This window comes from Macromonas nakdongensis, assembly GCF_002837145.1.
Taxonomy (GTDB): Bacteria; Pseudomonadota; Gammaproteobacteria; order Burkholderiales; family Burkholderiaceae_C; genus Macromonas_B; species Macromonas_B nakdongensis.
This window is the reverse complement of record NZ_NWMV01000024.1, coordinates 16586-42681: the sequence shown is the minus strand read 5'-3', so window position 1 is coordinate 42681 and position 26096 is coordinate 16586. Positions and strand designations below refer to the sequence as shown.

Annotated in this window: 27 protein-coding genes and 1 other RNA gene; 23 read left to right on the top strand and 5 right to left on the bottom strand. The window is 60.9% G+C overall.

What is annotated here, in order from left to right; all coding sequences use genetic code 11:
• The first annotated feature begins 67 nt into the window (after window positions 1–67).
• From ubiG to CON77_RS04495, 22 genes are all read left to right on the top strand, one after another.
• Window positions 68–781 carry a bifunctional 2-polyprenyl-6-hydroxyphenol methylase/3-demethylubiquinol 3-O-methyltransferase UbiG gene (ubiG, locus tag CON77_RS04600; protein WP_101047968.1) on the top strand — a complete coding sequence of 238 codons (714 nt, stop codon included), beginning with the start codon at window positions 68–70 and terminating at the stop codon, window positions 779–781.
• The gene (gph, locus tag CON77_RS04595) at window positions 778–1437 is read left to right on the top strand and encodes a phosphoglycolate phosphatase (RefSeq protein ID WP_101047967.1); all 660 of its coding nucleotides are present in this window, start codon (window positions 778–780) and stop codon (window positions 1435–1437) included. The genes ubiG and gph overlap by 4 nt, the downstream gene beginning before the upstream one ends.
• Window positions 1438–1459: 22 nt before the next feature.
• Window positions 1460–1835: a transfer-messenger RNA gene (ssrA, locus tag CON77_RS04590) on the top strand.
• Window positions 1836–1854: 19 nt separating this feature from the next.
• Window positions 1855–2415 carry a DUF6538 domain-containing protein gene (locus CON77_RS04585; protein ID WP_157826844.1) on the top strand — a complete coding sequence of 187 codons (561 nt, stop codon included), beginning with the start codon at window positions 1855–1857 and terminating at the stop codon, window positions 2413–2415.
• A gap of 48 nt (window positions 2416–2463) precedes the next feature.
• On the top strand, window positions 2464–2958 hold the full coding sequence (locus CON77_RS04580) for a MaoC family dehydratase (RefSeq protein ID WP_101047965.1): 495 nt from the start codon (window positions 2464–2466) through the stop codon (window positions 2956–2958).
• A 126-nt stretch (window positions 2959–3084) separates the two neighbouring features.
• Window positions 3085–4128, top strand: coding sequence for an ArsJ-associated glyceraldehyde-3-phosphate dehydrogenase (locus CON77_RS04575; protein ID WP_101047964.1), 1044 nt, complete (start codon window positions 3085–3087; stop codon window positions 4126–4128).
• 2 nt (window positions 4129–4130) lie between these two features.
• Window positions 4131–5360, top strand: a complete 1230-nt coding sequence (gene arsJ / locus CON77_RS04570; RefSeq protein WP_198552267.1) for an organoarsenical effux MFS transporter ArsJ — start codon at window positions 4131–4133, stop codon at window positions 5358–5360.
• Between the two features lie 11 nt (window positions 5361–5371).
• Complete coding sequence (locus tag CON77_RS04565) at window positions 5372–5698, top strand: ArsR/SmtB family transcription factor (protein WP_101047962.1); 327 nt, start codon at window positions 5372–5374, stop codon at window positions 5696–5698.
• Window positions 5699–5708: 10 nt separating this feature from the next.
• Complete coding sequence (locus tag CON77_RS04560) at window positions 5709–6161, top strand: ArsI/CadI family heavy metal resistance metalloenzyme (RefSeq protein WP_101047961.1); 453 nt, start codon at window positions 5709–5711, stop codon at window positions 6159–6161.
• Window positions 6162–6231: 70 nt separating this feature from the next.
• Window positions 6232–7266: an ACR3 family arsenite efflux transporter gene (gene arsB, locus CON77_RS04555; protein ID WP_101047960.1), complete on the top strand. Its 1035-nt coding sequence runs from the start codon at window positions 6232–6234 to the stop codon at window positions 7264–7266.
• A 2-nt stretch (window positions 7267–7268) separates the two neighbouring features.
• Complete coding sequence (gene arsC / locus CON77_RS04550; protein ID WP_101047959.1) at window positions 7269–7691, top strand: arsenate reductase (glutaredoxin); 423 nt, start codon at window positions 7269–7271, stop codon at window positions 7689–7691.
• Between the two features lie 121 nt (window positions 7692–7812).
• Window positions 7813–9258, top strand: coding sequence for a permease (locus CON77_RS04545; RefSeq protein WP_101047958.1), 1446 nt, complete (start codon window positions 7813–7815; stop codon window positions 9256–9258).
• Between the two features lie 27 nt (window positions 9259–9285).
• Window positions 9286–9522: a thioredoxin family protein gene (locus CON77_RS04540; RefSeq protein ID WP_101047957.1), complete on the top strand. Its 237-nt coding sequence runs from the start codon at window positions 9286–9288 to the stop codon at window positions 9520–9522.
• 456 nt (window positions 9523–9978) lie between these two features.
• The gene (locus tag CON77_RS04535; RefSeq protein WP_157826843.1) at window positions 9979–11382 is read left to right on the top strand and encodes a site-specific integrase; all 1404 of its coding nucleotides are present in this window, start codon (window positions 9979–9981) and stop codon (window positions 11380–11382) included.
• 257 nt (window positions 11383–11639) lie between these two features.
• Window positions 11640–13136: a type I restriction-modification system subunit M gene (locus CON77_RS04530; RefSeq protein WP_101047955.1), complete on the top strand. Its 1497-nt coding sequence runs from the start codon at window positions 11640–11642 to the stop codon at window positions 13134–13136.
• Complete coding sequence (locus CON77_RS04525) at window positions 13133–13486, top strand: hypothetical protein (protein WP_101047954.1); 354 nt, start codon at window positions 13133–13135, stop codon at window positions 13484–13486. The genes CON77_RS04530 and CON77_RS04525 overlap by 4 nt, the downstream gene beginning before the upstream one ends.
• On the top strand, window positions 13483–14970 hold the full coding sequence (locus tag CON77_RS04520; RefSeq protein WP_101047953.1) for a type I restriction-modification system subunit M: 1488 nt from the start codon (window positions 13483–13485) through the stop codon (window positions 14968–14970). Before CON77_RS04525 ends, CON77_RS04520 begins: the two co-directional genes overlap by 4 nt.
• 40 nt (window positions 14971–15010) lie before the next feature.
• Window positions 15011–15340: a type II toxin-antitoxin system RelE/ParE family toxin gene (locus CON77_RS04515; RefSeq protein WP_101047952.1), complete on the top strand. Its 330-nt coding sequence runs from the start codon at window positions 15011–15013 to the stop codon at window positions 15338–15340.
• On the top strand, window positions 15333–16457 hold the full coding sequence (locus CON77_RS04510) for a helix-turn-helix domain-containing protein (protein WP_101047951.1): 1125 nt from the start codon (window positions 15333–15335) through the stop codon (window positions 16455–16457). Before CON77_RS04515 ends, CON77_RS04510 begins: the two co-directional genes overlap by 8 nt.
• 395 nt (window positions 16458–16852) lie before the next feature.
• Complete coding sequence (locus CON77_RS04505) at window positions 16853–18007, top strand: restriction endonuclease subunit S (RefSeq protein WP_232788406.1); 1155 nt, start codon at window positions 16853–16855, stop codon at window positions 18005–18007.
• Window positions 18000–20987: a type I restriction endonuclease subunit R gene (locus CON77_RS04500; RefSeq protein ID WP_101047949.1), complete on the top strand. Its 2988-nt coding sequence runs from the start codon at window positions 18000–18002 to the stop codon at window positions 20985–20987. Before CON77_RS04505 ends, CON77_RS04500 begins: the two co-directional genes overlap by 8 nt.
• Before the next feature lie 115 nt (window positions 20988–21102).
• Window positions 21103–21618: a hypothetical protein gene (locus CON77_RS04495; RefSeq protein WP_101047948.1), complete on the top strand. Its 516-nt coding sequence runs from the start codon at window positions 21103–21105 to the stop codon at window positions 21616–21618.
• Between the two features lie 174 nt (window positions 21619–21792).
• On the opposite strand, the gene CON77_RS04490 is transcribed toward CON77_RS04495, so the two are convergent.
• The 3 genes from CON77_RS04490 to CON77_RS04480 all read right to left on the bottom strand — a co-directional run bounded on the left by CON77_RS04490 (window position 21793) and on the right by CON77_RS04480 (window position 23479).
• Complete coding sequence (locus tag CON77_RS04490; protein WP_101047947.1) at window positions 21793–21996, bottom strand: hypothetical protein; 204 nt, start codon at window positions 21994–21996, stop codon at window positions 21793–21795.
• Window positions 21997–22031: 35 nt separating this feature from the next.
• The gene (locus CON77_RS04485) at window positions 22032–23021 is read right to left on the bottom strand and encodes a toxin-antitoxin system YwqK family antitoxin (RefSeq protein WP_157826841.1); all 990 of its coding nucleotides are present in this window, start codon (window positions 23019–23021) and stop codon (window positions 22032–22034) included.
• 104 nt (window positions 23022–23125) lie between these two features.
• Window positions 23126–23479: a hypothetical protein gene (locus tag CON77_RS04480; RefSeq protein WP_157826840.1), complete on the bottom strand. Its 354-nt coding sequence runs from the start codon at window positions 23477–23479 to the stop codon at window positions 23126–23128.
• Window positions 23480–23543: 64 nt separating this feature from the next.
• Here CON77_RS04480 and CON77_RS04475 point away from each other — a divergent pair, with 64 nt between their 5' ends.
• Window positions 23544–23798, top strand: a complete 255-nt coding sequence (locus tag CON77_RS04475; RefSeq protein ID WP_101047944.1) for a helix-turn-helix domain-containing protein — start codon at window positions 23544–23546, stop codon at window positions 23796–23798.
• A gap of 38 nt (window positions 23799–23836) precedes the next feature.
• Here the strand turns inward: CON77_RS04475 and CON77_RS04470 are convergent, their stop codons facing one another.
• Together CON77_RS04470 and CON77_RS04465 are read right to left on the bottom strand one after the other, a co-directional pair.
• Window positions 23837–24874: a recombination directionality factor gene (locus CON77_RS04470; protein ID WP_101047943.1), complete on the bottom strand. Its 1038-nt coding sequence runs from the start codon at window positions 24872–24874 to the stop codon at window positions 23837–23839.
• A gap of 99 nt (window positions 24875–24973) precedes the next feature.
• On the bottom strand, window positions 24974–26017 hold the full coding sequence (locus CON77_RS04465; RefSeq protein ID WP_101047942.1) for a YqaJ viral recombinase family nuclease: 1044 nt from the start codon (window positions 26015–26017) through the stop codon (window positions 24974–24976).
• Window positions 26018–26096 lie beyond the last annotated feature (79 nt).

Sequence of the window (26096 nt, the reverse complement as noted above, 5' to 3'; positions counted from 1 at the left end):
GACCCGAGAAACCGCGCTTCGGCGCGGTTTTTTCTTGGGGTCTTGCTTTCGTGGCCATAATCTGCGCATGGACAAAACCCTGAACGCCGATCCGGCCGAACTGGCCAAATTTTCCGAGTTGGCCCACCGCTGGTGGGACACCGAGAGCGAATTCCGCCCGCTGCACCAGATCAACCCCCTGCGATTGGACTGGATCGACCGCCAAACCCCTTTGGCCGGCCAACAGGTGCTCGACGTGGGTTGTGGCGGCGGGATTCTGGCCGACGCCATGGCGCGCAAGGGGGCGCGGGTGCTGGGCATCGACCTGGCCAGCAAGGCTTTGAAAGTGGCCCAGCTGCATGCCCTGGAGGCCGAGACCCCGAACGTCAGCTACCGTGAAATCAGTGCCGAGCACCTCGCCGTTGAATGCCCCGGCCGCTTTGACGTGGTCACCTGCATGGAGATGCTGGAGCACGTGCCCGACCCGGCGTCGGTGGTGCAGGCCTGCGCCACCCTGGTCAAACCGGGCGGCTGGGTGTTCTTCTCCACCCTGAACCGCAATCCCAAAGCCTTTCTGTTCGCCATTCTGGGGGCCGAATACCTGCTGCAGCTGCTGCCCAAAGGCACCCACGAGTACGCCAAGTTCATCAAGCCGAGCGAACTGGCCGCGCATTGCCGCTCGGCAGGCTTGGACCTGCAGGCCACCCGGGGCATGGAGTACAACCCCTTGACCCGCCGTTACTGGCTCAGCGCCGACAGCAGCGTGAACTACATGTTCTCCACCCGGAAGGCGGCCGCATGACGTTCACCGGTGTGCAGGCGGTGCTGTTCGACCTGGACGGCACCCTCATCGACAGTGCCCCCGACCTGGGGTACGCGGCCGACCTGATGCGGCTGCGGCGCGGGCTGCCCTCCTTGCCCATGGTGCATTACCGTCCGCTGGCCGGCGCCGGTGCGCGCGGGATGATCCAGGTGGCTTTCGGTCACGGCCCCGACCATCCCGAGTTCGAGGGCCTGCGCCAGGAATTCTTCGACAATTACCAGGCCTGCATGACGCGCAGCACCCAGCCTTTTGACGGGGTGGCGGACATGCTGGAGGCCTTGTGCCGCCAGGGTTTGCGCTGGGGGGTGGTGACGAACAAATCCGAACGCTTTGCCCTGCCGCTGACCGCAGGCATGCCCTTGTTTGCCAGTTCTTCCACCGTGGTGGGCGGCGACACCACGCCGCACCCCAAGCCACACCCGGCGCCATTGTGGGAGGCCGCGCGGCGCCTGGGTGTGGCGCCAGAGGCCTGCCTGTACGTCGGTGACGACGAGCGCGACATCGTGGCGGGCAAGGCCGCCGGCATGCCGACTGTGGCCGCCTGCTACGGCTACCTGGGTGTGCAGGCCGACGTGTCTGGCTGGGGAGCCGACGCGGTGATCGAAACACCGCAGGCGCTCTTGAACTTTCTGTAATTGCCTTAAACTAACGGGCATAGGGGCTGCATTGGTTTCGACGTGGGTTCGGGCACGCAGCAGGGCATGTCGAGGTTCTGTCACCTCGTAAAACCGCAGAAAAAAACTAACTGCAAACGACGAACGTTTCGCACTCGCCGCTTAATCCGGTGAGCCTCGCAACAGTTGGCCGATGGGCTGGGTGAGGGTGGTCGCAAGACTGTCCTGACTGCGAGGGAACTTACATGGGCTGGCCGTTGAGCGGGCAACTTGCTTGGCGGTGAGACTTTAGGTTGCTGGTTGGGCTGGCAGCGTGTCGCTGCGCGGCTGGTCCGACGAGATCAAATCAGACGACTACACATGTAGAACTGCGCGAAGAAGGCTTGCGGACGGGGGTTCAAATCCCCCCAGCTCCACCACATGCTTTGTAAGTCATTGATGGACTTGCAATTTTCGTCAAAGGCGTGGGCGTTTTCCAAACTGGTGTGCCATCTTGGTGTGCCATTGGAGAACCGCCGTGCCCTTGACGATCCCTCACACTTGTACTGCAACCGACACGGTACGTTTTATTTTCGTCTGTGCATCCCCCGCGACTTGCGGGGCTATGTCGGTGCCACTGAGGTTCGCCTCAGCATGGATACCGAGCAAAGGCGTGCGGCGATAATGCACGCTTTTCCTCTGGTGCTCGATCTGCCCAACCTTTGGGCTGGTCTCCGTGTCATATCAGCAAACGACGAGCTCATCCCTCCCGACTACTTCAAGCTTTGGCGACAGCAACTGCTTGAAAACGCCAGACTCAAGATGAGCGTCGTTCAGCTCAAAGAGCAGCTGGAGCAGCAACCAGTGCGCATCTGGCGGATGGTGCCCAAGAATCAGGCCTGCCTGGTGGTCAAGCAAGCCTATACGAAGAGGCGCACCTTGTATCGACATCAACGACATCGAAGCATCGGACATTGGGATGTCGCCTGCGGCGCAAAGGTGACGGGGGATTCGCGCTAGATTGTGGCGTTGGCCGCCCTTTGGCCCGTCCCTTCACCTGGAGCCCCCATGACCGCGATCAGCCCCGAACTCAGCCCGCACATCGAAATCTGGTGGGAAGATCTGCCGCTGGGGGAGGTGCGAGAGATGGGCAGCGTCAGCCCCACGGCCGAGGAGATCGTGAACTTCGCCCGCCAGTACGATCCGCAGCCTTTTCACCTGGACCCGGAAGCGGCCCGCCATTCGGTGTTCGGCGGCTTGTGCGCCAGCGGCTGGCACACCTGCAGCATGGCCATGGGCCTGATGGTGCGCAACTTTCTGCACAAAACCTCCAGCCTGGGCTCGCCGGGGCTGGAGAGCCTGAAGTGGCTCAAACCCGTTTACCCTGGGGATGTGCTCAGTCTGCGGCAGACCGTGACCGAAAAGCGCGGCATGAGCAAGCGGCCCGATGTGGGCCTGGCGCGCACCGTTTGGGAAATGTTCAACCAGCACGGCGACAAGGTGCTGCACATGGAAGGCTACGGCATGTTCCGGCGGCGCGAACCCGGCGCGGCGGAGGCTTGACGGCCGCCGCAGGACAGGCACCGCCATCGCCCGGAAGGATGGCTGGCTTCACCGGTGCCTGGGTGTTTGGCACACATTGCTATACAATAATTCAACATTTGTTTAAATATTGCAATTGGAGCTGGCATGAAAGTAGGCATCAACGGCATGGGTCGCATCGGTCGTTTGGCGCTGCGGGCCGCCATGGGCGCGGCAGAGCGTCCTTCAGACGACCCACGGGCGGGTCACCGCTTGGACGTGGTGGCGGTGAACGAACTCAAAGGCGGCGCGGCGGCCACGGCCCACCTGCTGGCCTTCGATTCGGTGCAGGGCAAGTGGCGCGAGCACATCCACGCCGAAGGCGAGGACGCAATTCGGATTGGCGACAAGCGCATCGCCTTCAGCAGCCACAGCGCAGCCGCCGACATCCCCTGGGGCGACTTGGGCGTGGACGTGGTGCTGGAGTGCACCGGCAAGTTCCTGACCCCCGAAACCCTGCAAGGCCACCTGGACCGCGGTGCCCGGCGCGTCATCGTCGCCGCACCGGTCAAGACCGGCGGTGTGCTCAACATCGTGGTCGGTATCAACGAACATCTCTACGACCCGGCCAAAGACCGCATCGTCACAGCCGCCAGCTGCACCACCAACTGCCTGGCCCCCGTGGTGAAGGTGGTGCACGAGGCGCTGGGCATCAAGCACGGGCAAATCACCACCATCCACGACCCGACCAACACCAACCTGGTGGTGGACGCCCCGCACAAAGACCTGCGTCGCGCCCGCAGCGCCATGATGAGCCTGGCCCCCACCACCACCGGCAGCGCCACCGCCATCGCACTCATCTACCCTGAGCTCAAGGGCAAGCTCAACGGCCACGCCGTGCGCGCCCCGGTGCTCAACGCCTCGCTCACCGACTGCGTGTTCGAGCTGCAACGCGCCACCACCGCCGAAGAGGTGAACGCCCTGTTCAAGGCCGCCGCCGAGGGCCCACTGCAAGGCATTCTGGGCTATGAAGAGCGCCCGCTGGTGAGCGCCGATTACGCCCGCGACACGCGCAGTTCCATCGTCGATGCGCTGTCCACCCTGGTGACCGACGGCACGCTGCTCAAGGTGTACGCCTGGTACGACAACGAGATGGGCTACGCCTGCCGCATGGTGGACCTGGCCAAGCACATGGAAGCCCAGGGTCTCTGAGGATGCAACACGCCGCCCGCAACTACGCCATCGTCACGGCGTCGTACTGGGGGTTCACCCTCACCGACGGCGCCCTGCGCATGCTGGTGCTGCTGCACTTCTACCAGTTGGGCTATTCGCCGTTCACCCTGGCGTTCCTGTTCCTGCTGTACGAGGCGGCCGGTATTCTGGCCAACCTCATCGGTGGCTGGCTGGCCACACGCTACGGCATCACCCGCATGCTCACCGTGGGGCTCACGACCCAAATCATGGGCTTCTTGGTGTTGTCGCTGCTGAACCCCGAGTGGACCGCTGCGATGTCGGTGGCCTGGGTGGTGGTGGCGCAAGGCATTTGCGGTGTGGCCAAAGACCTGACCAAGACCGCCAGCAAGTCGGCCATCAAGGTGACTCAAGCCGCCGCCAAGGAACAGGACAACGGCCAGCTGTTCAAGTGGGTGGCCTGGTTCACCGGCAGCAAGAACGCCATGAAAGGCTTCGGCTTTTTCCTGGGTGGTGTGCTGCTGCAGACGCTGGGTTTCCGGGGCTCGCTGTGGCTCATGGCCGGTCTGCTGGCCGTGGTGCTGCTGGGTGTGGTCACCTCGCTGCCGCAGATGATGGGCAAGAGCAAGGCCTCCAAGAACGCCAAGGAACTGTTCGCCAAGAACGCCGGCATCAACGCCCTGGCCGCCGCCCGCGTGGCGCTGTTCGGTGCGCGCGATGTGTGGTTTGTGGTGGGCGTGCCGGTGTTTCTGTACTCGGTGGGCTGGACCTTCACCATGGTGGGCACCTTCCTGGCCGCCTGGACCATCGGCTACGGACTGGTGCAGGCGCTGGCGCCGAACCTCGTCAAGCGCAGTGCCGACGGCCTGAGCCGCGAGGTGCCCGCCGCGCGCCTGTGGTCGGCCTTGCTGGCATTGGTGCCGGTGGCGCTGGCCGCCGTGGTGGTGCTGGACGTGCCCCACCTGGAATGGGTGGTGGTGGCCGGGCTGGGCGTGTTTGGCTTTGCGTTCGCCGTCAACTCGTCGGTGCACTCCTACCTGGTGCTGGCCTATGCCGGCAGCGAAAAGGCCGCCGAAGACGTGGGCTTTTACTACGCCGCCAACGCGCTGGGGCGCTTTCAGGGCACGCTGTTGTCCGGCCTGTTGTACCAATGGGGCGGGCTGCTGTACGCGCTCATCGGCTCGGCCGCGATGCTGGGCCTGTGCTGGCTGCTGACCCTGGGCCTGCCCACCCGATCCGCGCACGCGACCTGAGGAATAAAACCGTGAACGAACCTGAAGTCGTCAAAGCGCTGGGCGCCCTGGCGCAAGAAACCCGTCTCAAGCTGTTTCGCCTGTTGGTGGTGGCCGGCAAAGACGGCCTGACCCCCGGGCACATGGCCGAGACCCTGCAGGTCGCGCCCACGGCGTTGTCGTTCCATCTCAAAGAACTCAGCCACGCGGGCCTGGTGCGTTCGGAGCGGGAGGGGCGCCACATCATTTACCGGGCCGAATTCGCCGCCATGGACGCGCTGCTGGCCTTTCTGACCGCCGAGTGTTGCCAGGGGCAGCCCTGCCTGGCCTCGACCCCACCCACTTGCACCCAATGCTGAGAGGAACCGCATGAAACGCTTTCACGTCCACCTGCACGTCAGCGATTTGCCACAGAGCATCGCTTTCTACCGCCAGTTGTTCGCCAGCGAGCCGACCCGCACCGAGTCCGACTACGCCAAGTGGATGCTGGACGACCCACCGCTGAACTTCGCCATTTCCACCCGCGGTGAGGTGGCGGGCATCGACCACCTGGGCATTCAGACCGACAACGAGCAAGAGTTGTTGGAGCTCAAGCAGCGCGCGCAATCGGCCGACATGGCTCTGCTGGACGAGGGCGCGACCACCTGCTGCTACGCCCGCAGCGAGAAGCACTGGGTCACCGACCCCCAGGGCATGGCCTGGGAGCACTTCCACACCTTGGGCGACATCCCGGTGTTCCGTGAAAAGCAGGACGCGCCGGTGGCCGCTGCCTGCTGTGCCCCTGCGGACCAGCGGGCGGCCACATCCGGCCGCTGCTGCTGAGCGCCAGCCACAACCATGGGAGGCCGGGCGGGCCTCTTGCAGTGCAGACGGAGTTTCAAGGGGAAATGGGATGGGTTTGTTCGAGCGATTTCTGACCGTGTGGGTGGCGCTGGGCATCGCCGCGGGCGTGGGTCTGGGCCTGTGGTTGCCGGGGGCGTTCGAGGCCGTGGCGGTGTTGGAATACGCGCAGGTCAACCTGGTGGTGGCCGTGTTCATCTGGGTGATGATTTACCCGATGATGATCCAGATCGACTGGCAGGCCGTCAAGGGCGTGGGCCAGCGGCCGCAAGGCCTGTTGCTCACGCTGGTGGTCAACTGGCTCATCAAGCCCTTCACCATGGCAGCACTGGGGGTGCTGTTTTTCCAGCACCTTTTCGCCCCGTGGGTGGACCCGCAATCTGCGAGTGAATACATCGCCGGCATGATTTTGCTGGGCGTGGCGCCCTGCACCGCCATGGTCTTCGTCTGGAGCCAGTTGGTGAAGGGCGACGCCAACTACACGTTGGTGCAGGTGTCCATCAACGACCTGGTGATGGTGGTGGCGTTTGCCCCCATTGCCGCCTTCCTGCTGGGCGTGACCGACGTGACCGTGCCCTGGGAAACGCTGGTCCTGTCCACCGTGCTCTACGTGGTGTTGCCGCTGGCCGCCGGCATGCTGACGCGCCACCTCTTGCTCCAACGCTCTGTGCAGGCCTTGACGGCCTATGTGGCCGCGCTCAAACCGTGGTCGGTGGTGGGGCTGATCGCCACCGTGGTGCTGCTGTTTGGCTTCCAGGCCCAGACCCTCGTGGCCCAGCCGGGCGTGATCGGGTTGATCGCGGTGCCCCTCGTCCTGCAGAGTTACGGCATCTTCTTCATCGGCTGGTGGGGGGCACGGCTGCTCAAGCTGCCGCACGAGGTGGCCGGACCGGCCTGCCTCATCGGTACCTCCAACTTCTTCGAGTTGGCGGTGGCCGTGGCCATTTCGTTGTTCGGCCTCAACTCCGGCGCGGCGTTGGCCACGGTGGTGGGCGTGCTGGTGGAGGTGCCGGTGATGCTCTCGCTGGTCGCCATCGTCAACGCCTGGCGCCCGAACGTCGCCGCCTCGCCTGTTCCTGGGAAATGACCATGACCGACATCACGATCTACCACAACCCCCAATGCGGAACTTCCCGCAACACCCTGGCCATGATTCGCAACAGCGGGGTGGAGCCACAGGTCATCGAATACCTGAAAACGCCGCCCAGCCGTGCCGAGTTGATGGCCCTGGTGGCGGCCATGGGCCTGCGCCTGCGCGATGTGCTGCGCCAGAAGGGCACGCCCTACGAGGCGCTGGGCCTGGGCAACCCGGCGCTGAGCGACGAACAATTGCTGGACTCCATCGAGCAACACCCCATCCTGATCCAGCGGCCCATCGTCCGGACACCGCTGGGTGTGCGCCTGTGCCGGCCGTCTGAGGTGGTGCTGGACATCCTGCCGGCCCCGCAGCAAGGGCCTTTCACCAAGGAAGACGGCGAGCTGGTGGTAGGGCGGGCCGGGCAACGTGTCTGAGGCTGTGGGCGGGCCCTTGCGGTTCGCCACAGTCGGGGGTGAATCACCTGGGCATGGGTTGACGCGGGTCAAACGACTGCCCAGGTGTTGAAATTAGACTGAGCCGGTCAAAGGGAATCACATGGACCAGGTTTTTCACTTGTTGGGCGGTGGAGTTGGCAACCTGGCGGCTTACTTGGCTGCCCATGTGCTGCTGTGTCTGGTCCCCGCGTTTTTTATTGCAGGGGCCATGACCGCGCTGATTCCCAAGGCCAGCATCACCCGCTGGTTGGGGCGCCATGCGCCGACCTATGTGTCCTACCCGGCGGCTGCGGCCGCGGGTTCGCTGCTGGCGGTCTGTTCCTGCACCATCGTGCCGCTGTTCGGGGGCATCTACCGCAAGGGCGCGGGCATCGGGCCGGCCATCACCTTTCTGTTCTTCGCACCGGCCGGCAACGTCATGGCCTTGGCGTACACGGGCAGCATCCTGGGGGTGGAGTTCGCGTTCGCGCGCTTCTTGCTGTGCCTGCTGTTCGGCATCGGCATTGGCTTGCTCATGGCCACGCTGTTCTGGCGGGACGATGCCACCCACGACGCCCAGACCAACACCTTGTTTGCCGAACGGGCACGCGTGGGGCCCGCCGCCACCGGCTTGTTGTTGTCCATGGTGGCGCTGCTGATTGCGGGAACGCTCAAACTCTGGCCGCTGACCACCACCGTGGCGACGCTGAACCTGCCCCTGGGCTGGGCAGAGGCGTGGCAAGCCACCTTGTTCCGCTGGGTGCCGTTCGATGCGGCCAAGGGCGAAGAGGGCGTGACGCTCCAGGGTTCCATGCTCATCCTGCTGCTGCTCGCCATTGCGCTGACCGCCTGGAAGGGCCTGGAAGACATCATCGAGGGGCCCAACCGCTGGACCTGGGCGACGCTGGGCCTGACCGCTGCCACCTTGCTTGTGGCCGCCTTGCGGTTCACCCCGCAGGCGGGCGGGTTGGAACTGGCCGTCACCGGCCGATTTTTTGGGGTGGCGGTCTGCCTGTGGGCGGTCTGGCGCTGCGCCAATGCCCTGAACGCCGATGAGCGGCAAGCCTGGCTGTGGGAGGCGTGGCGCTTTGTGAAGCAGATTTTTGGGCTGCTGGTGGTGGGCGTATTTGTTGTGGGCGTGGTCCGCCAGCTCATCCGCCCCGAGTGGATAGAAACCCTGGCCGGCACCAACAGCCTCACCGCCAATCTGGTGGCGGTGGTGTTCGGCGTGTTCATGTACTTCCCGACGTTGGTCGAGGTGCCGGTGGCCAAGATGTTCCTGGACCTGGGCATGCACCCCGGCCCGTTGCTGGCCTACCTGATGGCCGACCCGGAGCTGAGCCTGCAAAGCATCCTGATGGTGATGGCCGTGATGGGCCGCCCGAAAACTTTCGCCTACGTCGGCTGGGTCGCCCTGTTCGGCGTCGTGGCCGGTTGGCTGTACGGTTCATGGGTGGACGGCATGTCCGTCTGGCGGCTTACGTGGGGCCTCGTTGCCTTCTTGGCCGTGCTGGGTGCCTTGTTGCGGGTCTTGCACCGGCGCCAGTCCGCCGCGGTGGGGGCTTGATGGTGTGTGATTGACCAAGGAAAACCGATGTTGAAAATCAAGATTCTGGGTTCGGGTTGCGCCAACTGCAAAAAGTTGGAAGCGGTGGCGCGTGACGCCGTGGCCGCCTCTGGTGTGGAGGCCGATGTCGAGAAGGTCACCGACATGAAGGCCATCCTGGCCTACGACATCCTGTCCACGCCCGCGCTGGTCATCAACGAGCAGGTGGTGGCCAGCGGCCGCATACCCGCCAAGGCAGAAATTCAGCGGTGGTTGACGGCTTGAGTCGCCCACCGCAGCACCTCTGCAGAGGTGTCAGCTTGAGCCAGCCGGGTTCTTTGAAGCCTGGGGCGGCTCATTCAGCGGTGACGCTGTCCTACACAACCGGCGCCAACTGTGGCGGGTAAAAGTGCAGCCCAACCCTGAATAACAAAACGGGTTACAGACTTGTGATCTGTAACCCGTTGTTTTTTATGGTCGGCGTGGCGGGATTCGAACTCGCGACCCCTTGCACCCCATCTAATTAAGGTACTTTCCAGGGGTGTCCAGGGAGGTCTAGCCTGGTCATGATAAGTCATTGTAAAACAACAACTTATGTTGTTTTTGTAGACTTTTTTGTACAGCCGCGTCCAAGCCGGTACACTCCAATCCAGCGCTCAGAGTTCCTACAACGGTTCCTACATTGGTTCCTACATTCAAAGCCAAAGGAACTCGATCAGCGCTCTCTGGAGAACCCTCACCTTGACTCTCACCATCAAAGAGCTTGAAGCCCTGAAACCCGCTGATGGGGGGCGCATCCTGTCGGATGGCCAATCGGTCTGGGGGAGGGTACATGTCGCCAAAGACGGTGGGGTTAGCGTCAATTTTTTTCTGACTTACAAGTTTCAGGGGCTCAAGCGTAACGTCCGTCTGGGAACTTGGCCTGATCGTGGCATCACCGATATTCGAGCAGAGCGCGACAAGACCAAAGGGTTGGTCAAAAGTGGGATAGACCCGGTTCAACAGAGCCAGCTTGCCCGCGAGCAAGAAGAGGTCCAAAAACAAGCAGATCGCCTGCGACTGGAGGCCGAGCGCGAAGCAGAGCTGCTCAAGATCGAGGCCGACCGACAAGAGGCCATCCTCGTTCAAAAGCAGCGGCTACAACAATTGGCTGAGAAAGAGGCCAGGCTCAGCGTAAAGGGGCTGTTTGGACAGTGGCAGAGACTGGAGTTGATCCAGCGTGCGGACAAGGGTGCAGAGGTGGAGCGTTCATTCAACCGGGACGTTTTTCCACTGATCGGAGAGATGGCTGCAGAGGACGTGACCAAGGCACACATCCAAGAGATCGTGGACACCATCAAAGGCCGCGCCACCGAAACCATGACCATGGTGCGGACTGCCAAGAAGACCTTGGCCGATCTGCGGCAAATGTTCGGGTTCGCACTCGACCGCGATTACATTCCAGCGGATCCCACGGCTCGCATCAAGAAGGCTCGCCTGGGGGCAGATGTAGAACGTGATCGGGTGCTCACTGAGGACGAGGTGATCGAGTTGTTCCGCAGGCTTCCGTCGTCAGGCTTGACCGACACCGCCCAGCTGGCCTTGATGCTGCAGCTGGGGACATTGGCTCGGATTGGGGAGGTCCTGAGTGCTCGCTGGGAGCACGTGGATCTCACTCGACGTCTTTGGACCTTGCCTGAAACCAAGAATGGCCGTCGGCATGACATCTACCTTAGCGACTTTGCTGTGGATTGCCTGAAGCGCCTGAAGGAGATGACCGGACTGACACCTTGGTTGTTTCCTGCTCGGCGGCAGAAGAAGGACCAGCCAGATTTTGCTGATCACGTTTGCGAGAAAACCGTGACCAAGCAGGTGGGTGATCGCCAACGCTCAAGTGGAAAACCGATGTCAGGTCGCTCCAAGGTCGTCGACGGGCTGGTTTTGCCGGGTGGTCGATGGACGCCGCACGACCTACGGCGTACAGGAGCGACTTACATGGCCGAACTGGGCGTGCTGCCTGATGTGGTGGAGCGTTGCCTGAACCACATTGAGGAGAAGAAGGTCAAGCGAATTTACCAGCGGGCGCAGTATGAAGCACCGATGCGCAACGCCTGGGCCAGTCTGGGTGACCGTATCCAAACCCTTCGGTCAAAAGCATCCAGGTGACATTCCAACCGCCCGCTAGGCGATTGGTCGTCCAGAGTTGCAGTACCGTCGTTCATGGACAACTGGAGGACAGACCGAGCGGTCGTTGTTTGTGACACCCAATTGCCCATGTCTTCGATGACACAGAGGGCAGTTCTGAATACTCGAATTGAACTGATAGGGCCCACGCTATGCTTGCAAGGCCTGTTCGGAGTTGAAAATGCCCAGCTGGCGCCCGGCCTGCAAGAGCCAGCGAAATGCACAAAGGACAAGTAACAATGAGTGCTGACCAAGTCACTCTCGGCCAACTCGAAAGCCACCTCTGGGAATCCGCCAACATTCTGCGCGGTCCGGTGGATGCTGCCGACTTCAAAACCTACATCTTCCCACTGCTGTTTTTCAAGCGCATCTGCGATGTCTGGGACGAGGAGTACCAAGACATCGTCGACGAGACGGGTGATGAACAGTTGGCATGGTTCCCCGAATCGCACCGATTCCAGATCCCAGAAGAATGCCACTGGGTGGACGTCCGGGCCAAACCGACCAACGTCGGCGCGGCTCTGCAGCACGCCATGCGTGGCATCGAGAAGGCGAACCCAGACACGCTCTACGGCGTGTTCGGTGACGCGCAGTGGACGAACAAGGAGCGTCTGTCGGACGCGCTGCTCAAGGACCTCATCGAGCACTTTTCCGCGCTTCCGTTGGGTAACCAAAACGCCACGTCCGACTTGGTCGGCGATGCCTACGAGTACCTGATCAAGAAGTTCGCCGACGCCACCAACAAGAAGGCAGGCGAGTTCTACACCCCACGCAGTGTGGTTCGGCTGATGATCGACATGCTCGACCCCAAGGAAGCCGAGACCATTTATGACCCCGCCTGCGGTACCGGCGGGATGCTGCTCGCTGCCGTACAGCACGTCAAAGAGATGCACGGTGACGTGAAGCGACTGTGGGGCAAGCTGTATGGCCAGGAGAAAAACCTGACGACTTCTTCCATCGCCCGAATGAACCTGTTCTTGCACGGCATTGAGGACTTTCAGGTGGTGCGAGGCGATACCCTGCGCAGTCCCGCTTTCTTTGATGGCGACCGACTCGCCACCTTCGATTGCGTCATCGCCAACCCGCCGTTCTCCTTAGAAAAATGGGGTGAAGACCAGTGGATGAATGATCCCTTCGGTCGCAACTTCGCCGGTTTGCCGCCCTCGTCAAGTGGCGACTTTGCCTGGGTGCAGCACATGGTCAAGTCCATGGCTGAGGGTTCTGGCCGGATGGCCGTGGTGCTCCCCCAGGGCGCTCTTTTTCGCAAAGGCGTTGAAGGTGACATCCGCCAGAAACTGCTGCAGATGGACCTGATCGAGGCCGTGATTGGCCTGGCCCCCAACCTGTTCTACGGGACAGGCTTGGCTGCCTGCATACTCGTACTGCGAAAGCGCAAGTCAGCGCCCAGCCGCAAAAAGGTCCTCGTCGTGGATGCCTCGCGCCTGTTCCGACGCGGTCGGGCCCAGAACTACCTGGAGTCAGAGCAAGCAGCCGAAATCCTGTCCTGGTATCGCAACTTCAGCGACGTGCAGGACGCGGCTCGGGTCGTGACGCTCGATGAGATTGCAGCGGAAGACTGGACATTGAACATTTCGCGTTACGTTCTGCCACCGCTCCAGGAGGATATTCCCCCCTTGCCTGAGGCCATCGCCGCTTTCAAGGAGGCGTTGACTCGGTGCCGGGAGGCAGAAGCGCGACTCGACCATGTCATGACCGAGGGAGGCTGGTTGAAATGAAAAAACAAAGTTCAAGCCTGACGCCGGATGTGCTGAATGCCATCGTCGAGCGCTACGATACAGACAGACTGGTGGTCTCAACTGCCTACGCCGACGGCGGCACGGAACCTTTGAGAGGTCGACTGGAAGGCGGTTTGATCAATCAAATGGAAGGGGGCGACGCCATGGCCGCCCGCTATGCCATCTGGGCCAACACCGTTCGCGACAACATCATCGCGGGCATGAACGCACTGAAGGCCGGTGAGCCCTCTGAAGGCTACCGACACCTGATTCGCGCGGCCAACAGCCTGTCCGCCTTTTCGGATGCTCAGGCCTACCTTGACCCTCTCAATATGGGGGCACGCTCATGAGCCGCATCACTCAACAAGAACTCGAAAGCTACCTCTGGGGCGCCGCCGTTTTGCTGCGCGGCCTGATCGATGCAGGTGACTACAAGCAGTTCATCTTCCCCCTGCTGTTCTACAAGCGTGTGTCCGATGTGTGGGACGAGGAGTACCAAGCGGCACTGGCGGATTCGAACGGCGATCTGTCCTATGCGCAGTTCGCTGAAAACCACCGTTTCCAGATCCCCGAGGGGGCGCATTGGAACGATGTGCGGCAAACACCCAAGAACGTGGGTGCAGCCATCCAGCGGGCCATGCGCGCCATCGAGTCGGCCAACCCGGACATGCTTGACGGCATCTTTGGGGATGCGGCTTGGACCAACCGCGAGCGCCTGCCTGATGAAACGCTGAAGAACCTGATCGAGCACTTCTCCACGCAGCGGCTCTCGGTGGCCAACGTCCCCGAGGATGAGTTGGGGAATGCCTACGAATACCTGATCAAGAAGTTCGCGGACGACTCTGGCCACACGGCAGCCGAGTTTTATACCAACCGCACCGTTGTCCACCTGATGACGAAACTCCTGGCGCCGCAGGCTGGCGAGTCGATTTACGACCCCACCTGCGGCACTGGCGGCATGCTGATTTCAGCGTTGGACGAAGTGAAGCGGTCGGGTGGCGAATACCGCACGCTCAAGCTCTACGGTCAGGAGCGCAACCTCATCACCTCATCCATTGCCCGCATGAACCTGTTCCTGCACGGCGTGGAGGACTTCGAGATCATTCGCGGTGACACCCTCGCCGACCCGAAGCACATCGAAGGTGATCGTCTGCGCCAGTTCGACGTGATCCTGGCCAACCCGCCATACTCCATCAAGCAGTGGAACCGCGAGGCTTGGAGCAGTGACAAGTGGGGCCGAAACTCCCTGGGCACGCCCCCGCAGGGCCGGGCCGACTACGCTTTCCAACAGCACATCCTGACCAGCCTCACTGCCAAAGGGCGGTGTGCTGTCCTTTGGCCGCATGGTGTGCTGTTTCGCAACGAAGAACAGGCCATGCGCGCCAAGATGGTTGAGCAGGACTGGGTCGAAGCCGTTGTCGGTTTGGGCCCAAACCTGTTTTACAACTCTCCGATGGAATCGTGCATCGTCATCTGCAACCGCAAGAAGGTCGCCGCTCGCCAGGGCAAGGTGATCTTCATCGACGCTGTGAATGAGGTCACACGGGAACGGGCGCAGAGTTTTCTGAAGCCAGAGCACCAGCAGCGCATCCTGGGGGCTTACACGTCCTTTGCGGATGCCCCGGGCTTTGCCAAAGTCGCGACGGTGGCAGACATCATCAACAACCAAGGCAACTTATCGATACCGCTGTACGTGAAGCGTCAGGCCCTGATCCACGATGGCACAACGGCCTCCTTGCCTGCGGCATGGTCGGCTTGGGTGAGCGACAGGCGGGCTTTTTGGCAGCAGATGGACGCCCTCGTGGAGACCTTGGAGGGGCTTGAGAAAAATTAAAATTTACCTGATTGGTAAAGATTGTTAGAATGGAGGGCTCTTGCAGATTCGTTACAAAGACAAGAAGGTTCGCGAGCTGTGTGAGAAGAAAGCTGTCGCCGAGAAGAAATTGGGGGCTGCATGCGCAGGCAAACTGCGCAGCCGCTTGAGTGATTTGGAGGCGGTTGGTCGGGTGTCCGAGTTGGTCGCTGGCAACCCTCACCCGCTCAAGGGCAATCTGGCTGGGCAGTTTGCTCTCAACCTCGCGGGTGGGTGGCGGCTCGTGTTTTCACCGGGTCATGACCCTTCGCCAACCCGACCAGATGGTGGGGTTGACTGGTCCCAAGTGACCATCGTCTGCATTGAGTACATAGGGGATTATCATGACTGAGCTGAGTGCTCCTTTCGCGCCAGACTGGGTCTCCCCACCTGGCGAAACTGTCCTCGACATTGCCGAGGATCGCGGCTGGACGCAAGCCGAGCTGGCCCACCGACTGGGCTACACCGAAAAACATGTCAGCCAACTCATCAACGGCAAAGTGCCGCTGAGTGTCGATGCCGCTTTGCGCCTTGAGCGGGTGCTGGGCAGCACCGCTGATTTTTGGTTGGCCCGTGAAGCCAATTTTCAGAAGCACAAAGCGCGTCTCGAAGCCGCTGAGCGCCATGCCCGCTGGGCGGGTTGGCTTGACGAACTTCCCCTCAAAGAACTGATGGCTTGTGAGGCCGTCCCCAAGCTGCGCGCAGATGCCAAGAACAAGCCTGGCTTGGTTGAGGCATGCCTCAAATTCTTCGGCGTCGCGTCGCCCGACGAATGGCGGAGCCACTACGGTGGCATGCAAGTGGCTTTTCGTCGCAGCCGTGAAGACCAAAGTGATGTGGGTGCGATATCGGCTTGGCTGCGGCTCGGAGAACAGCAAGCCGAAAAACTGGATGGCCCCAAGTACGACAAGACAGCCTTCGAAAAAGCACTGGCGGCCATTCGAGGTTTGACCCGCGAGCAGCCTCAGGTTTTTGAGCCTCAACTGCGCAGCCTGTTGCACGACGCGGGCGTTCTTCTGGTGCTGGTGCCCGCCATACCCCGTGCCCATGTGAGTGGGGTAGCCCGCTGGCTAAGCCCCACCCGTCCCTTGATTCAGCTGTCGCTTTACGGCAAGACCAACGACAAGTTCTGGTTCAGCTTCTTCCATGAGGCGGCTCATATTCTGCTGCACGCCAACAGCAAGGAAGACAAGCGGTCCATCTTTCTGGACGACCCCAACGCGGCCCACACCGATGACCCCAGAGAGCACGAGGCCAACACCTGGGCAGGCAATTGGCTCATTCCTGAGCGGCATGTGTCGGTACTACCGGAGCTTCGCACCAAAAGAGCTGTGGACGAGTTTGCACAAGCCATTGGCATCCATCCCGGTATTGTGGTGGGGCGCTTGCAGCATGACGGGCTCATAGATCCCTCGTGGATGAATGACCTCAAGCAGAGCTTCAGCCTCAAGGTGGCCGGCCGTGGCTGATTGGCATGTGCTCGCTCGGTTGCGAGTTACTCCATCGGGGGGAATGGCACCCGCAGTTGAAACGTTCACTTTGGAGCGTCGAGAAGACACCTTCCGATTGGTCATCGTTGAGCGAAATGGGTTCACACGACAGCAAACGGGACGTCGAGTACCAATCAGCACCGCCATAGCCGAGGAGCGTTTAGGGACGCTGCGACAGCTCACCGTACCCGCTTATCCCATCAGCCCTGTGGTGTGCGACGGGGAACACCTGGAGCTTACGGTTGAGGGCGAGTCCAGCAAACTGACGGTCAGTTGGTGGACGCTGGCACCAAAGGGCGCCGAAGGCCTTGCAGAGTTTGCCCATTGGCTCCGTGATGTGGGCTCAAGGAAAAGAGAAGATCAAGAGCGTGGAAATGACTGAAGGGACCATGAAGCCTGGTTGGCGAAAAGTGAAGTTTGGCGATGTGGTGCGCCTTTCGAAAGCTCGCAGCCAAGATCCGTTGGCCGATGGCATTGAACGCTACGTCGGTCTGGAACACCTAGAACCTGGTGACTTGCGCATCCGCAGTTGGGGCAGCGTCGCTGACGGCGTGACCTTCACCAGCGTGTTCCAGCCTGGGCAGGTGCTGTTCGGCAAGCGCCGCGCTTACCAGCGCAAGGTGGCTGTGGCGGATTTCTCGGGGGTGTGCTCCGGTGACATCTATGTGCTGGAGACCAAGGATGCGCAGGTCTTGCTGCCGGAGTTGCTGCCATTCATTTGCCAGACCGATGCCTTTTTTGATCACGCGGTGGGTACGTCGGCAGGCTCCTTGAGTCCCCGCACGAATTGGACGAGTTTGGCGGATTTTGAGTTTGTGCTGCCGCCGGTTGCAGTACAGAAAAAATGTGTCGCACTGCTACAAGCTATTGAAGGGCTGCGAGTTGAACTGAGTAATGCGTTTAACGCTGCTTGGTCACTGCGGCTTTCCGCTTACCAAAACCTGATGTTTCACGACTGGCCGGATGAGGCTCCGGCGCACTGGAAAAGGTCGACGATTGGCAAGTCCTTGAGGATTTCAAATTCGCTAAGAAAGCCGATCAGTGCGGATATCAGAGCAAAGATGCAAGGCGAGTTTCCTTACTATGGTCCGACGGGAAGGTTGGATTCAATTAATGAGTACCGACTAGACGGAAAGTACGTGCTCCTTGGCGAGGATGGTGATCATTTCCTCAAGTACAAAACGTGGTCCATGACGCAGCTGATCGTCGGTAAAGCCAACGTTAATAACCATGCGCACGTTATCCAAGGAAGCGAAACGTGCTCAACGGATTGGTTTTTCCATTTCTATCGCCACAAAGATGTCCGCGAGTTCCTTACCAAACAGGGAGCGGGACGCTTAAAGTTGAAGAAGGGTGATTTGGAGCGGATGCCGATCCTTGTTCCTCCGCTTGCAGAGCAAGTGGAGATCGTGACTCACATCCAAGAATGCGTAGCCAGTACAGAAGGAATCAAAGCACGAATGGCTGCAGTCTCGGATTTTCTTCGTATTGCTCGCGAAGAAGTAGTGAGAGGGGAGGCAAATGTTTAACGAAGCAAATACCGTCGAAGCCTACGTCCGCGATCTGCTCGCCGGCCCGATCAAGGCCGTCCCGGCAAACACCGCTAAAGAACCTCAAGCCAGCTACGGCCCCAGTCCCAAGGGCATCGGCTGGCGCTACGCCGCCCCGGCTGAGGTGCCGCGCCAGATTCAGGAAGTGCTGGTCGAGCCGTGGCTGCGTGAGGCGCTGATTCGGCTGAACCCGGAGATTGCCGCCCAGCCCGACCGCGCCGATGAGGTGCTCTACAAGCTGCGCGCCATCGTGCTGTCGGTGCGATCGGATGGGCTGATCCGCGCCAACGAGGAAATGACCGCCTGGATGCGTGGTGAGCGCTCGATGCCCTTCGGCCCCAACAACGAGCATGTGCCGGTGCGGTTGATCGACTTGGATGACCTGGCGCAGAACCAGTACGTCGTCACCCAACAGTACACCTACCGTGCTGGCCCCACCGAACGCCGTGCTGATCTGGTGCTGTTGGTGAATGGTCTGCCGCTGGTACTGATCGAGGCCAAGACGCCGGTCAAGAAGTGCATCAGCTGGGTCGATGGCGCGGTGCAGGTGCACGACGACTACGAGAAGTTCGTACCCGAGCTGTTCGTCTGCAACGTGTTCTCGGTGGCGACCGAAGGCAAGGCTTACCACTACGGGTCCATCGGCCTGCCGGTCAAGGATTGGGGGCCGTGGCATCTGGATGGCAATGGGGATGATGGTCAGCACCACCCGCTGAAGTCGCTCAAGCTGTCGGCCGAGAGCATGCTGCGCCCGCATGTGGTGCTGGATATTCTCGGCAGCTTCACCCTGTTCGCCACCAACAAGAAAAAGCAGCGCATCAAGATCATTTGCCGCTACCAGCAGTTTGAAGCGGCCAACAAGATTGTCGAGCGCGTGCTGGCGGGCTACCCCAGGAAGGGCTTGATCTGGCACTTCCAGGGCTCGGGCAAATCTCTGCTGATGGTCTTTGCCGCGCAGAAGCTGCGCATGCATGCCGGCCTGAAGAATCCCACCGTGCTGATCGTGGTGGACCGGATCGATCTCGACAGCCAGATCACCGGCACCTTCACCGGGGCGGACATTCCAAATCTGGAAAAGGCCGACACCCGCGAGAAGCTGCAGCAGCTGCTGGCTCAGGACGTGCGCAAGATCATCATCACCACGATCTTCAAGTTCGGCGAGGCCACCGGCAGCCTGAACGACCGCAGCAACATCATTGCCCTGGTGGACGAAGCCCACCGCACCCAAGAAGGCGACCTGGGCCGCAAGATGCGCGAGGCCCTGCCTAACGCGTTTCTGTTCGGCCTGACCGGTACGCCGATCAACCGTGCCGACCGCAACACTTTCTATGCCTTCGGTGCCGAAGAGGACGAAAAGGGCTACATGAGCCGCTATGGCTTCGAGGAGTCAATCCGCGACGGCGCCACCCTGAAGCTGCACTTCGAGCCCCGGCTGATCGACCTGCACATCGACAAGGCAGCACTGGACGCCGCCTACAAGGACCTGACCGGCGGCCTGTCAGATCTGGACAAGGACAACCTCGCCAAGACCGCCGCCAAGATGGCCGTGCTGGTGAAGACGCCTGAGCGCATTCGCAAGGTGTGCGAGGACATCGTCCAGCACTATCAAAGCAAGGTGGAGCCCAACGGCTTCAAGGGCCAGATCGTCACCTTTGACCGCGAGAGTTGCCTGCTGTTCAAGGCCGAGTTGGACAAGCTGTTGCCGCCCGAGGCCACGGACATCGTCATGTCGGTGCAGGCGGCCGACAAAAAAGAACACCCGGAGTACGCGCCCTACGACCGAAGCCGGGATGAAGAAGAGCGACTGCTGGATCGTTTCCGCGACCCGGCCGACCCGCTGAAGCTGATCATCGTCACAGCCAAATTGCTGACGGGCTTCGACGCGCCGATCTTGCAGGCGATGTACCTGGACAAGCCGCTGCGCGACCACACGCTGCTGCAGGCGATCTGCCGGGTCAACCGCACCTACTCCGAACAGAAGACCCACGGCTTGATCGTGGATTACCTGGGGATCTTTGATGACGTGGCGGCAGCGCTGGAATTCGATGACCAGAGCGTCAAGCAGGTGGTCAGCAACATCCAGGAGCTGAAGGACAAGCTGCCCGAGGCGATGCAGAAATGCCTGGCTTTCTTTGCTGGCTGTGACCGCAACTTGCAAGGTTATGAGGGTCTGATCGCCGCGCAGCAGTGCCTGCCCAACAACGAGGTGCGAGACAACTTTGCCGCCGAATACAACGTGCTCAACAAGATCTGGGAGGCGTTGTCTCCAGACACTGTATTGGGCCCGTTCGAGAAGGACTACAAGTGGCTGTCACAGGTGTACCAGTCGGTTCAGCCGTCCAGCGGACACGGTAAGCTGATCTGGCATTCGCTGGGCGCTAAGACGATTGAGCTGATTCACCAGAACGTGCATGTCGACGCTGTGCGCGATGACCTTGAAACTCTGGTCCTGGACGCCGATCTCCTGGAGGCTGTGCTCTCCAACCCCGATCCGAAGCAGGCCAAGGAGATCGAGATCAAGCTCAAGCGCCGACTGCGCGGGCATGGCGGCAACCCAAAGTTCAAGAATCTCTCGGAACGGCTTGATGCGTTGAAGGACCGCTTCGAGTCCGGTCAGATTAACAGCGTCGAGTTTCTGAAGCAGTTGCTGGAGATTGCCAAGGAAACGTTGCAAGCCGAGAAAGAGGTCCCGCCCGAAGAGGACGAGGATCGTGGCAAGGCCGCGCTCACTGAACTGTTTAACGAGGTCAAGACCGCTGAAACACCCATCCTCGTGGAACGTGTCGTGGCTGACATAGACGAGATTGTCCGGTTGGTTCGTTTTCCTGGCTGGCAAGGCACACAGGCCGGTGAACGTGAGGTCAAGAAGGCACTGCGCAAGGCCCTCTTCAAGTACAAGCTGCACGCAGACGAGGAGCTATTCGACAATGCGTATGGCTACATCCGGCAGTACTACTGAATATGGGTTGCACGATGTGTGCAGAAGCTATGTCCGGACGAGAGGGCTTGCTGGGAAGATTCGCTCCGGTCCCAAGCTACCGTTTAGCTGCTGCCCGATGATTGAGCTGCCTTGAATGAACTGGGAACCGTTTTCCTACACCGATTTGGCTGCTGTGGTCATCGCGTGCATCGCCTTGGGCGCCACGCTTTGGCAAGCTCGGATCAGCCATCGACACAACCGTTTGAGTGTTCGTCCGGTGATCGAAACCCACGTCGCATGGTCCCATGACAGAGAGGGGCTGTTCTTGACGGTCACTCTGGAAAACAGAGGCATCGGTCCAGGCACCATTACGGACCTGTTCCTGAAGCGAGCCGACCAGAAGATGGCATCGCCTTCGAGCGCCGACGACATAGTCGAGGCCTACGTGGCTGAACTGTTTCCTTCCGACATCAACCCGATCGTGCTTGACACCGCATGGCCGCTCGGAAGAACTATCAAGGCCAATGAATCTGTGACTGTGGCACGCCTGCGCTTTTACCTGGAGCACACGCAGGGAAGTGTCATGGCCGCATTGAATGCAAACGGCGGACCGCCCATCCTGGCTGGTCGCTACCGGTCGATGTACAACGATCAGTGGGATTTCGGTTGATGAGCTGGACGGCCAACGTCCGATCCACCATGAGGGATCTTCAGACAGACCTTTTCGGATGAGGATGAAACCAAAAAAATAAGGACCGGCACCTCCCGAAGAAATGCCGGACCCCCAGGTCGGGTGTTGGCCAAACCTGACCAGCAAGTTGCGGCTGAACCCTGCCTCAGGCCATCAAGCCGGATAGACGCTGAAATCTTCATCCTCCAGGATGCCCCGGGGACCGTGACCGTCAAGGTCTTGGGGTACCGGCCCATCTCCGGGCACGATGCCGAACTTGCACAGCGCCGCACACCGGGCCAGTTCTTCACTGACTTCCTGGACCTGGCCCAACTCGATCATCACGCCGCGTTGGACCACCACGTTCCACGTCCGCATGCTCGGCGTCGTCGGTAGGCGGTGATACGAGGAGGTCACCGAGCCACCTTGCCTTGGCGGCACCAGTCTTCCCATTCACCCAACTGATCCATGGTCACCATGGCATCGTCGCCGTTCTCTTTGCGAAATGCGGCAGTCCATCCGTCCACGCATCCTGTAGACGATGCACCGGTTGCCTGAGGGGTTGGTGATTCGTTCGATCCGCCGATGAGCCGACCAAAATTGTCAATCAGTTGCCCTTGCTCATTCCAAAACTCCTGCTTGACACTGCGACCTTCCACCCATTGAATCCGCCTCATCAGTTGGCCCTCCCGGTAGTAACCTTCTTCAATCCCGTGGGGCTTGCCTGCGACAAAATGGACCTTGCTGAGGAGCTGTTCGCCGTCCGACCGGTATGACAACACCTCCCCGTCGGGCTGACCATCAACAAACGTGGCCTTGTATATCAGCTTCCCGGTCTTCAGCGAATATGTCTCTTCCGATCCATGCTGCTTGCCCACTCGCCAGTGGCTGCTGCTCAACAGCTTGCCCGTTTCCGGATGATTGATGATCAGTTCCCCCTCGATGGCATCGTCCTTGTAGGTGGCCTGTGCAAGCGTTACGCCTTTTGCCTTGATGCTGGCAACTTTCACAGCGCCCTCCAGTGAGCCTTTCTCATAGCGCATCGTCATGTAGGGCCCGTCCATTCCACGGAGCGTGCAGGCAGCATCACCGTCCAGCAAACCCTCGTCCAAGTCGGCATCGCAGTGTAGGTTACGGAGCTGCTTAGCGACTTCAATGCCGTCTCTGTCCTCCGTAACGTGTGAGACTGAATGGAACATCTTCATCAAGGGGGATGTCGGAAGGGTTGAGAACGGGATGTTGGTCACCTTGCCCGAGAAAGGTTCGTTGGCATTTCGTTTGTAGAGCTTGCCATTGACCAGCTCCGCGTTACGGAAGTCCAGTACCTCCTTACCACAGCCGATCAACCCCACACACATCAAAGCCAGTATGGCCGCACGACCCGATACATAAAACCGTTTCATTTCCTTACTCCTTGTCTTCTATCCAAAGAATTGGCCTCCAGCCATCCACCTCAAAGGCAGACCGCCGGAGACCGTCGTTTATCCTCAGCAGCCAGGCTGCGCACTCATCCAAGCTCTTCGCTCTCGACTTCCTGTGCCTCGATCTCGCGCAGGCATTCATCGAAGATGGCGTCGTCCACCATCTCGTTGCGGTGCAAAGCCAGCAGGCGCCGCCGACGCACCGATGCGGGCGTGGACTCGTCGCCCACGTAGTGCCAGACCGAGGCGATCACCTCGCGCCGCACCCTGGGGCGGATGAACAGGTAGGCCAGGACCACCAGGGGCCACGCCAGCACACAAAACGCCCACCAGGCCAGTGCGGGCAGGCCCACACGGTTGACCCGCAGGCGGCGCATGTCCCAGGAAATTGCAGCCGCGACCAGCAGCGCTGCCGTGAGCCAGATCAGAAACTTCAACATCATTCGCTCCAAGATTAACAGATGCGCATATGGGATATTTCAATGCGCATTTAGAATTTTTGAAATGCCAGCCCCCATCAGTGATCCCCGACACAAAGCCATCGCCCAGAAGCTGACGCAACTGCGCAAGGACCGGGGGATGCTGCAGCTGGACGTGGCCCAGCGCCTGCATCGGCCGCAGACCTTTGTCTCGAAGGTGGAGAGCGGTCACCGCCGCGTGGACATCCTCGAACTGCTGGACATCCTCAAGGCACTGGAGGCCGACCCACACGCCTTCGTCGACGAGGTCATGACCCTGTCGAAGTACGACCCGGTGTGAGCCGAGGCGGCAGCCGAGCAGTCACAACCCGTTCCGCTTCAGTCCACTGGCGGAAACACCGGCCCGGGTGGGGGGATCCCCCGATCAGATGCGAGACCCGAACCCAGAACAGAGGCTTTCTGCGCCAGCTTGTGGCGCAGACCACGTCGCAGCGGCGGTGCAGCTTGAGCTGCTGTCGGTGAGGCGTTGGAAGCATCAGGATCGACCGGATCGCCTGGACCATCCTCCCCCGTGTCATCGGGGTAGAACTCCTCCAGTAGTGCGACGCCGTCTTCTTCCGATTCCTCGAACACGCCACAGGCAAAGCCTTCGCGGGCGGCCTGGTCCAGCGCTGCCTGGTCCCAGCCAGCCTCTGTCCGTGCTTGCCGTTCCGTACGGGCTTGCCCCATCGCTTCAGCGAGTGAGGTCCCGCTACGCAAGGTCAGGTCGACGTAGTAGATCGGGGCCCGGTGTGACATCGCAGTTGACTTGCCGCGCAATCGCAGTTCCAGCGGCAGGTTGGACAACAAGCCACCCGAGACCGCGTGCAGGTAGCGCTGGCGCGTGGCGAGCGTGCGGATGCTGTTGAACCCCGTCGTGCGAAACACGAAAGTGCCCAACTCGTCCTCATCACCGACCCGGACGTTCAACCGCCCGAAGGCCTTGCATTGGCCCTGCGCATAGGCACAGAAGTCCGGGCCGTCACAGGGCAGGGTGGTGGCTTCCGCGCTGTTTCCATGACCTTCCACGCCAGAGCCCACCCGTTTGCAGGTCTGCCCATTGCCGACACACAGCGGTCTGCCCGTCTGCCGGTCAAACAGGGTGTAACCCACACGCAGGTTCAAGTCCGGATCGTCGAACAGCAACTTCACCGGGATGCTGCGCAGCTTGGCACTGCCCGTACTGGATGCCGAGCCTGCCGCTTGCCGCAAGGTCTCGTACATGGGGTGCAACACCCAGCCTCCACGTGCCTGCACCTGCGATGTCAGGGTGAACTCGTCGTCTTTCTCCGGCAGACGCTTGCCGTTCTTCTCCACCACCTTGCCGATGGAGATGCGCCCCACCACCGGGGGCGTCAGTGCCAAACCTTTGAGCATGCTGTGCTCCTTTCCGTCAATTCGGTTGAACCAAACAAAAGGCCCCTGGAAATCCAGGGACCTGTATGCCAGGGGCTGTGAGTGGGTAGCTCATGACCTTCAGTCGCCAGCTTCTTGCGCATGGCGGCTTTGCACCAGAAACCGCCGCGAGCCCGGTTTCGTCATCGTGTAGCCTTTCCAGACTTCCGGTCTCTCCTGCTGCAGCCGCAAGGCGTCCAGCGTCTGCGCGTCCTTGCTGCGCTTCCAGCTCACTTCACCTGTCTCGAACAAGGCCCGCGAGGCGTCACCCATGCGTTGTTGGATGCGTTGCTTCAACTGCGCTTCCAGGGTTTCGTGCCGCTCCAGCACCTGGCGCACCGCGATCAGGTCCGAGAAAACCGACGACATCTCCAGGTCCTGCGTACAGTCCAGCACCGTGCCTGCGTCACGTGGAAACAGGCAGCGCAGCGCCAGATCGGCCGAGGCTGAACCGTCTGCCGGTGGCGGGGTGTCCGATTCCACAAAGGCCCAGAAACGTCTTTCCAGCGCGATGAGATGGGCGATCATGGATTCGTCGCGTTCGATCCGGTGAATCTGTAACTCCTGACCGCAAATGAGCACCGCCACTTCGGCGGCCTGCTTGCCGGTGACGGCGAGCTGGTGCATCACTTGCAACTGCACGTACTCCGGCACCCCGTCTTTCCAGAGCCGGGCCCCGTTGAAGCCTGCCGTCTTGCACTCCAGGATCTGGACAGACGGGTCACCCACAACCTCTCGGTCCAGGTTGGCCAGCATCCACGGGTAGTCTGGGTGTTGCAACACCGCGTTGACCCGGCGCACCTTGCGTCCGGTGCGCTTGGTGTAGTGGGCGGCGACGATGGGCTCCAGCAGCGTGCCCCAGTACATCGGAGACGATTCATCGTTCGGATCGACCTGGGGCAAGGCGTCACCGCGTCCGGTCTTGTCCATCCAGAGTTCCAGGGCTGAGCGGTAGGGGTTCAGGCCGACCGCCGCAGACGCGTCCGAGCTGCCGATGCCGCCCTGGCGCACCGACAGCCACTGTTCGCGGTTGAGTTCCTGCGTCTTGACCAGGCGCAGGGCTGGGCGGGCTTTGGAAGCACGCGCGTGAGCGGTGCCCGCTTCATTCATCAATGGCTGGGCCATGGGAAATCCTTTCAAACGTCAGAAGTCAGAAAGCACAAAACCCCGGTCTCACACTCCTGAGGACAGGAGGGAGCCGGGG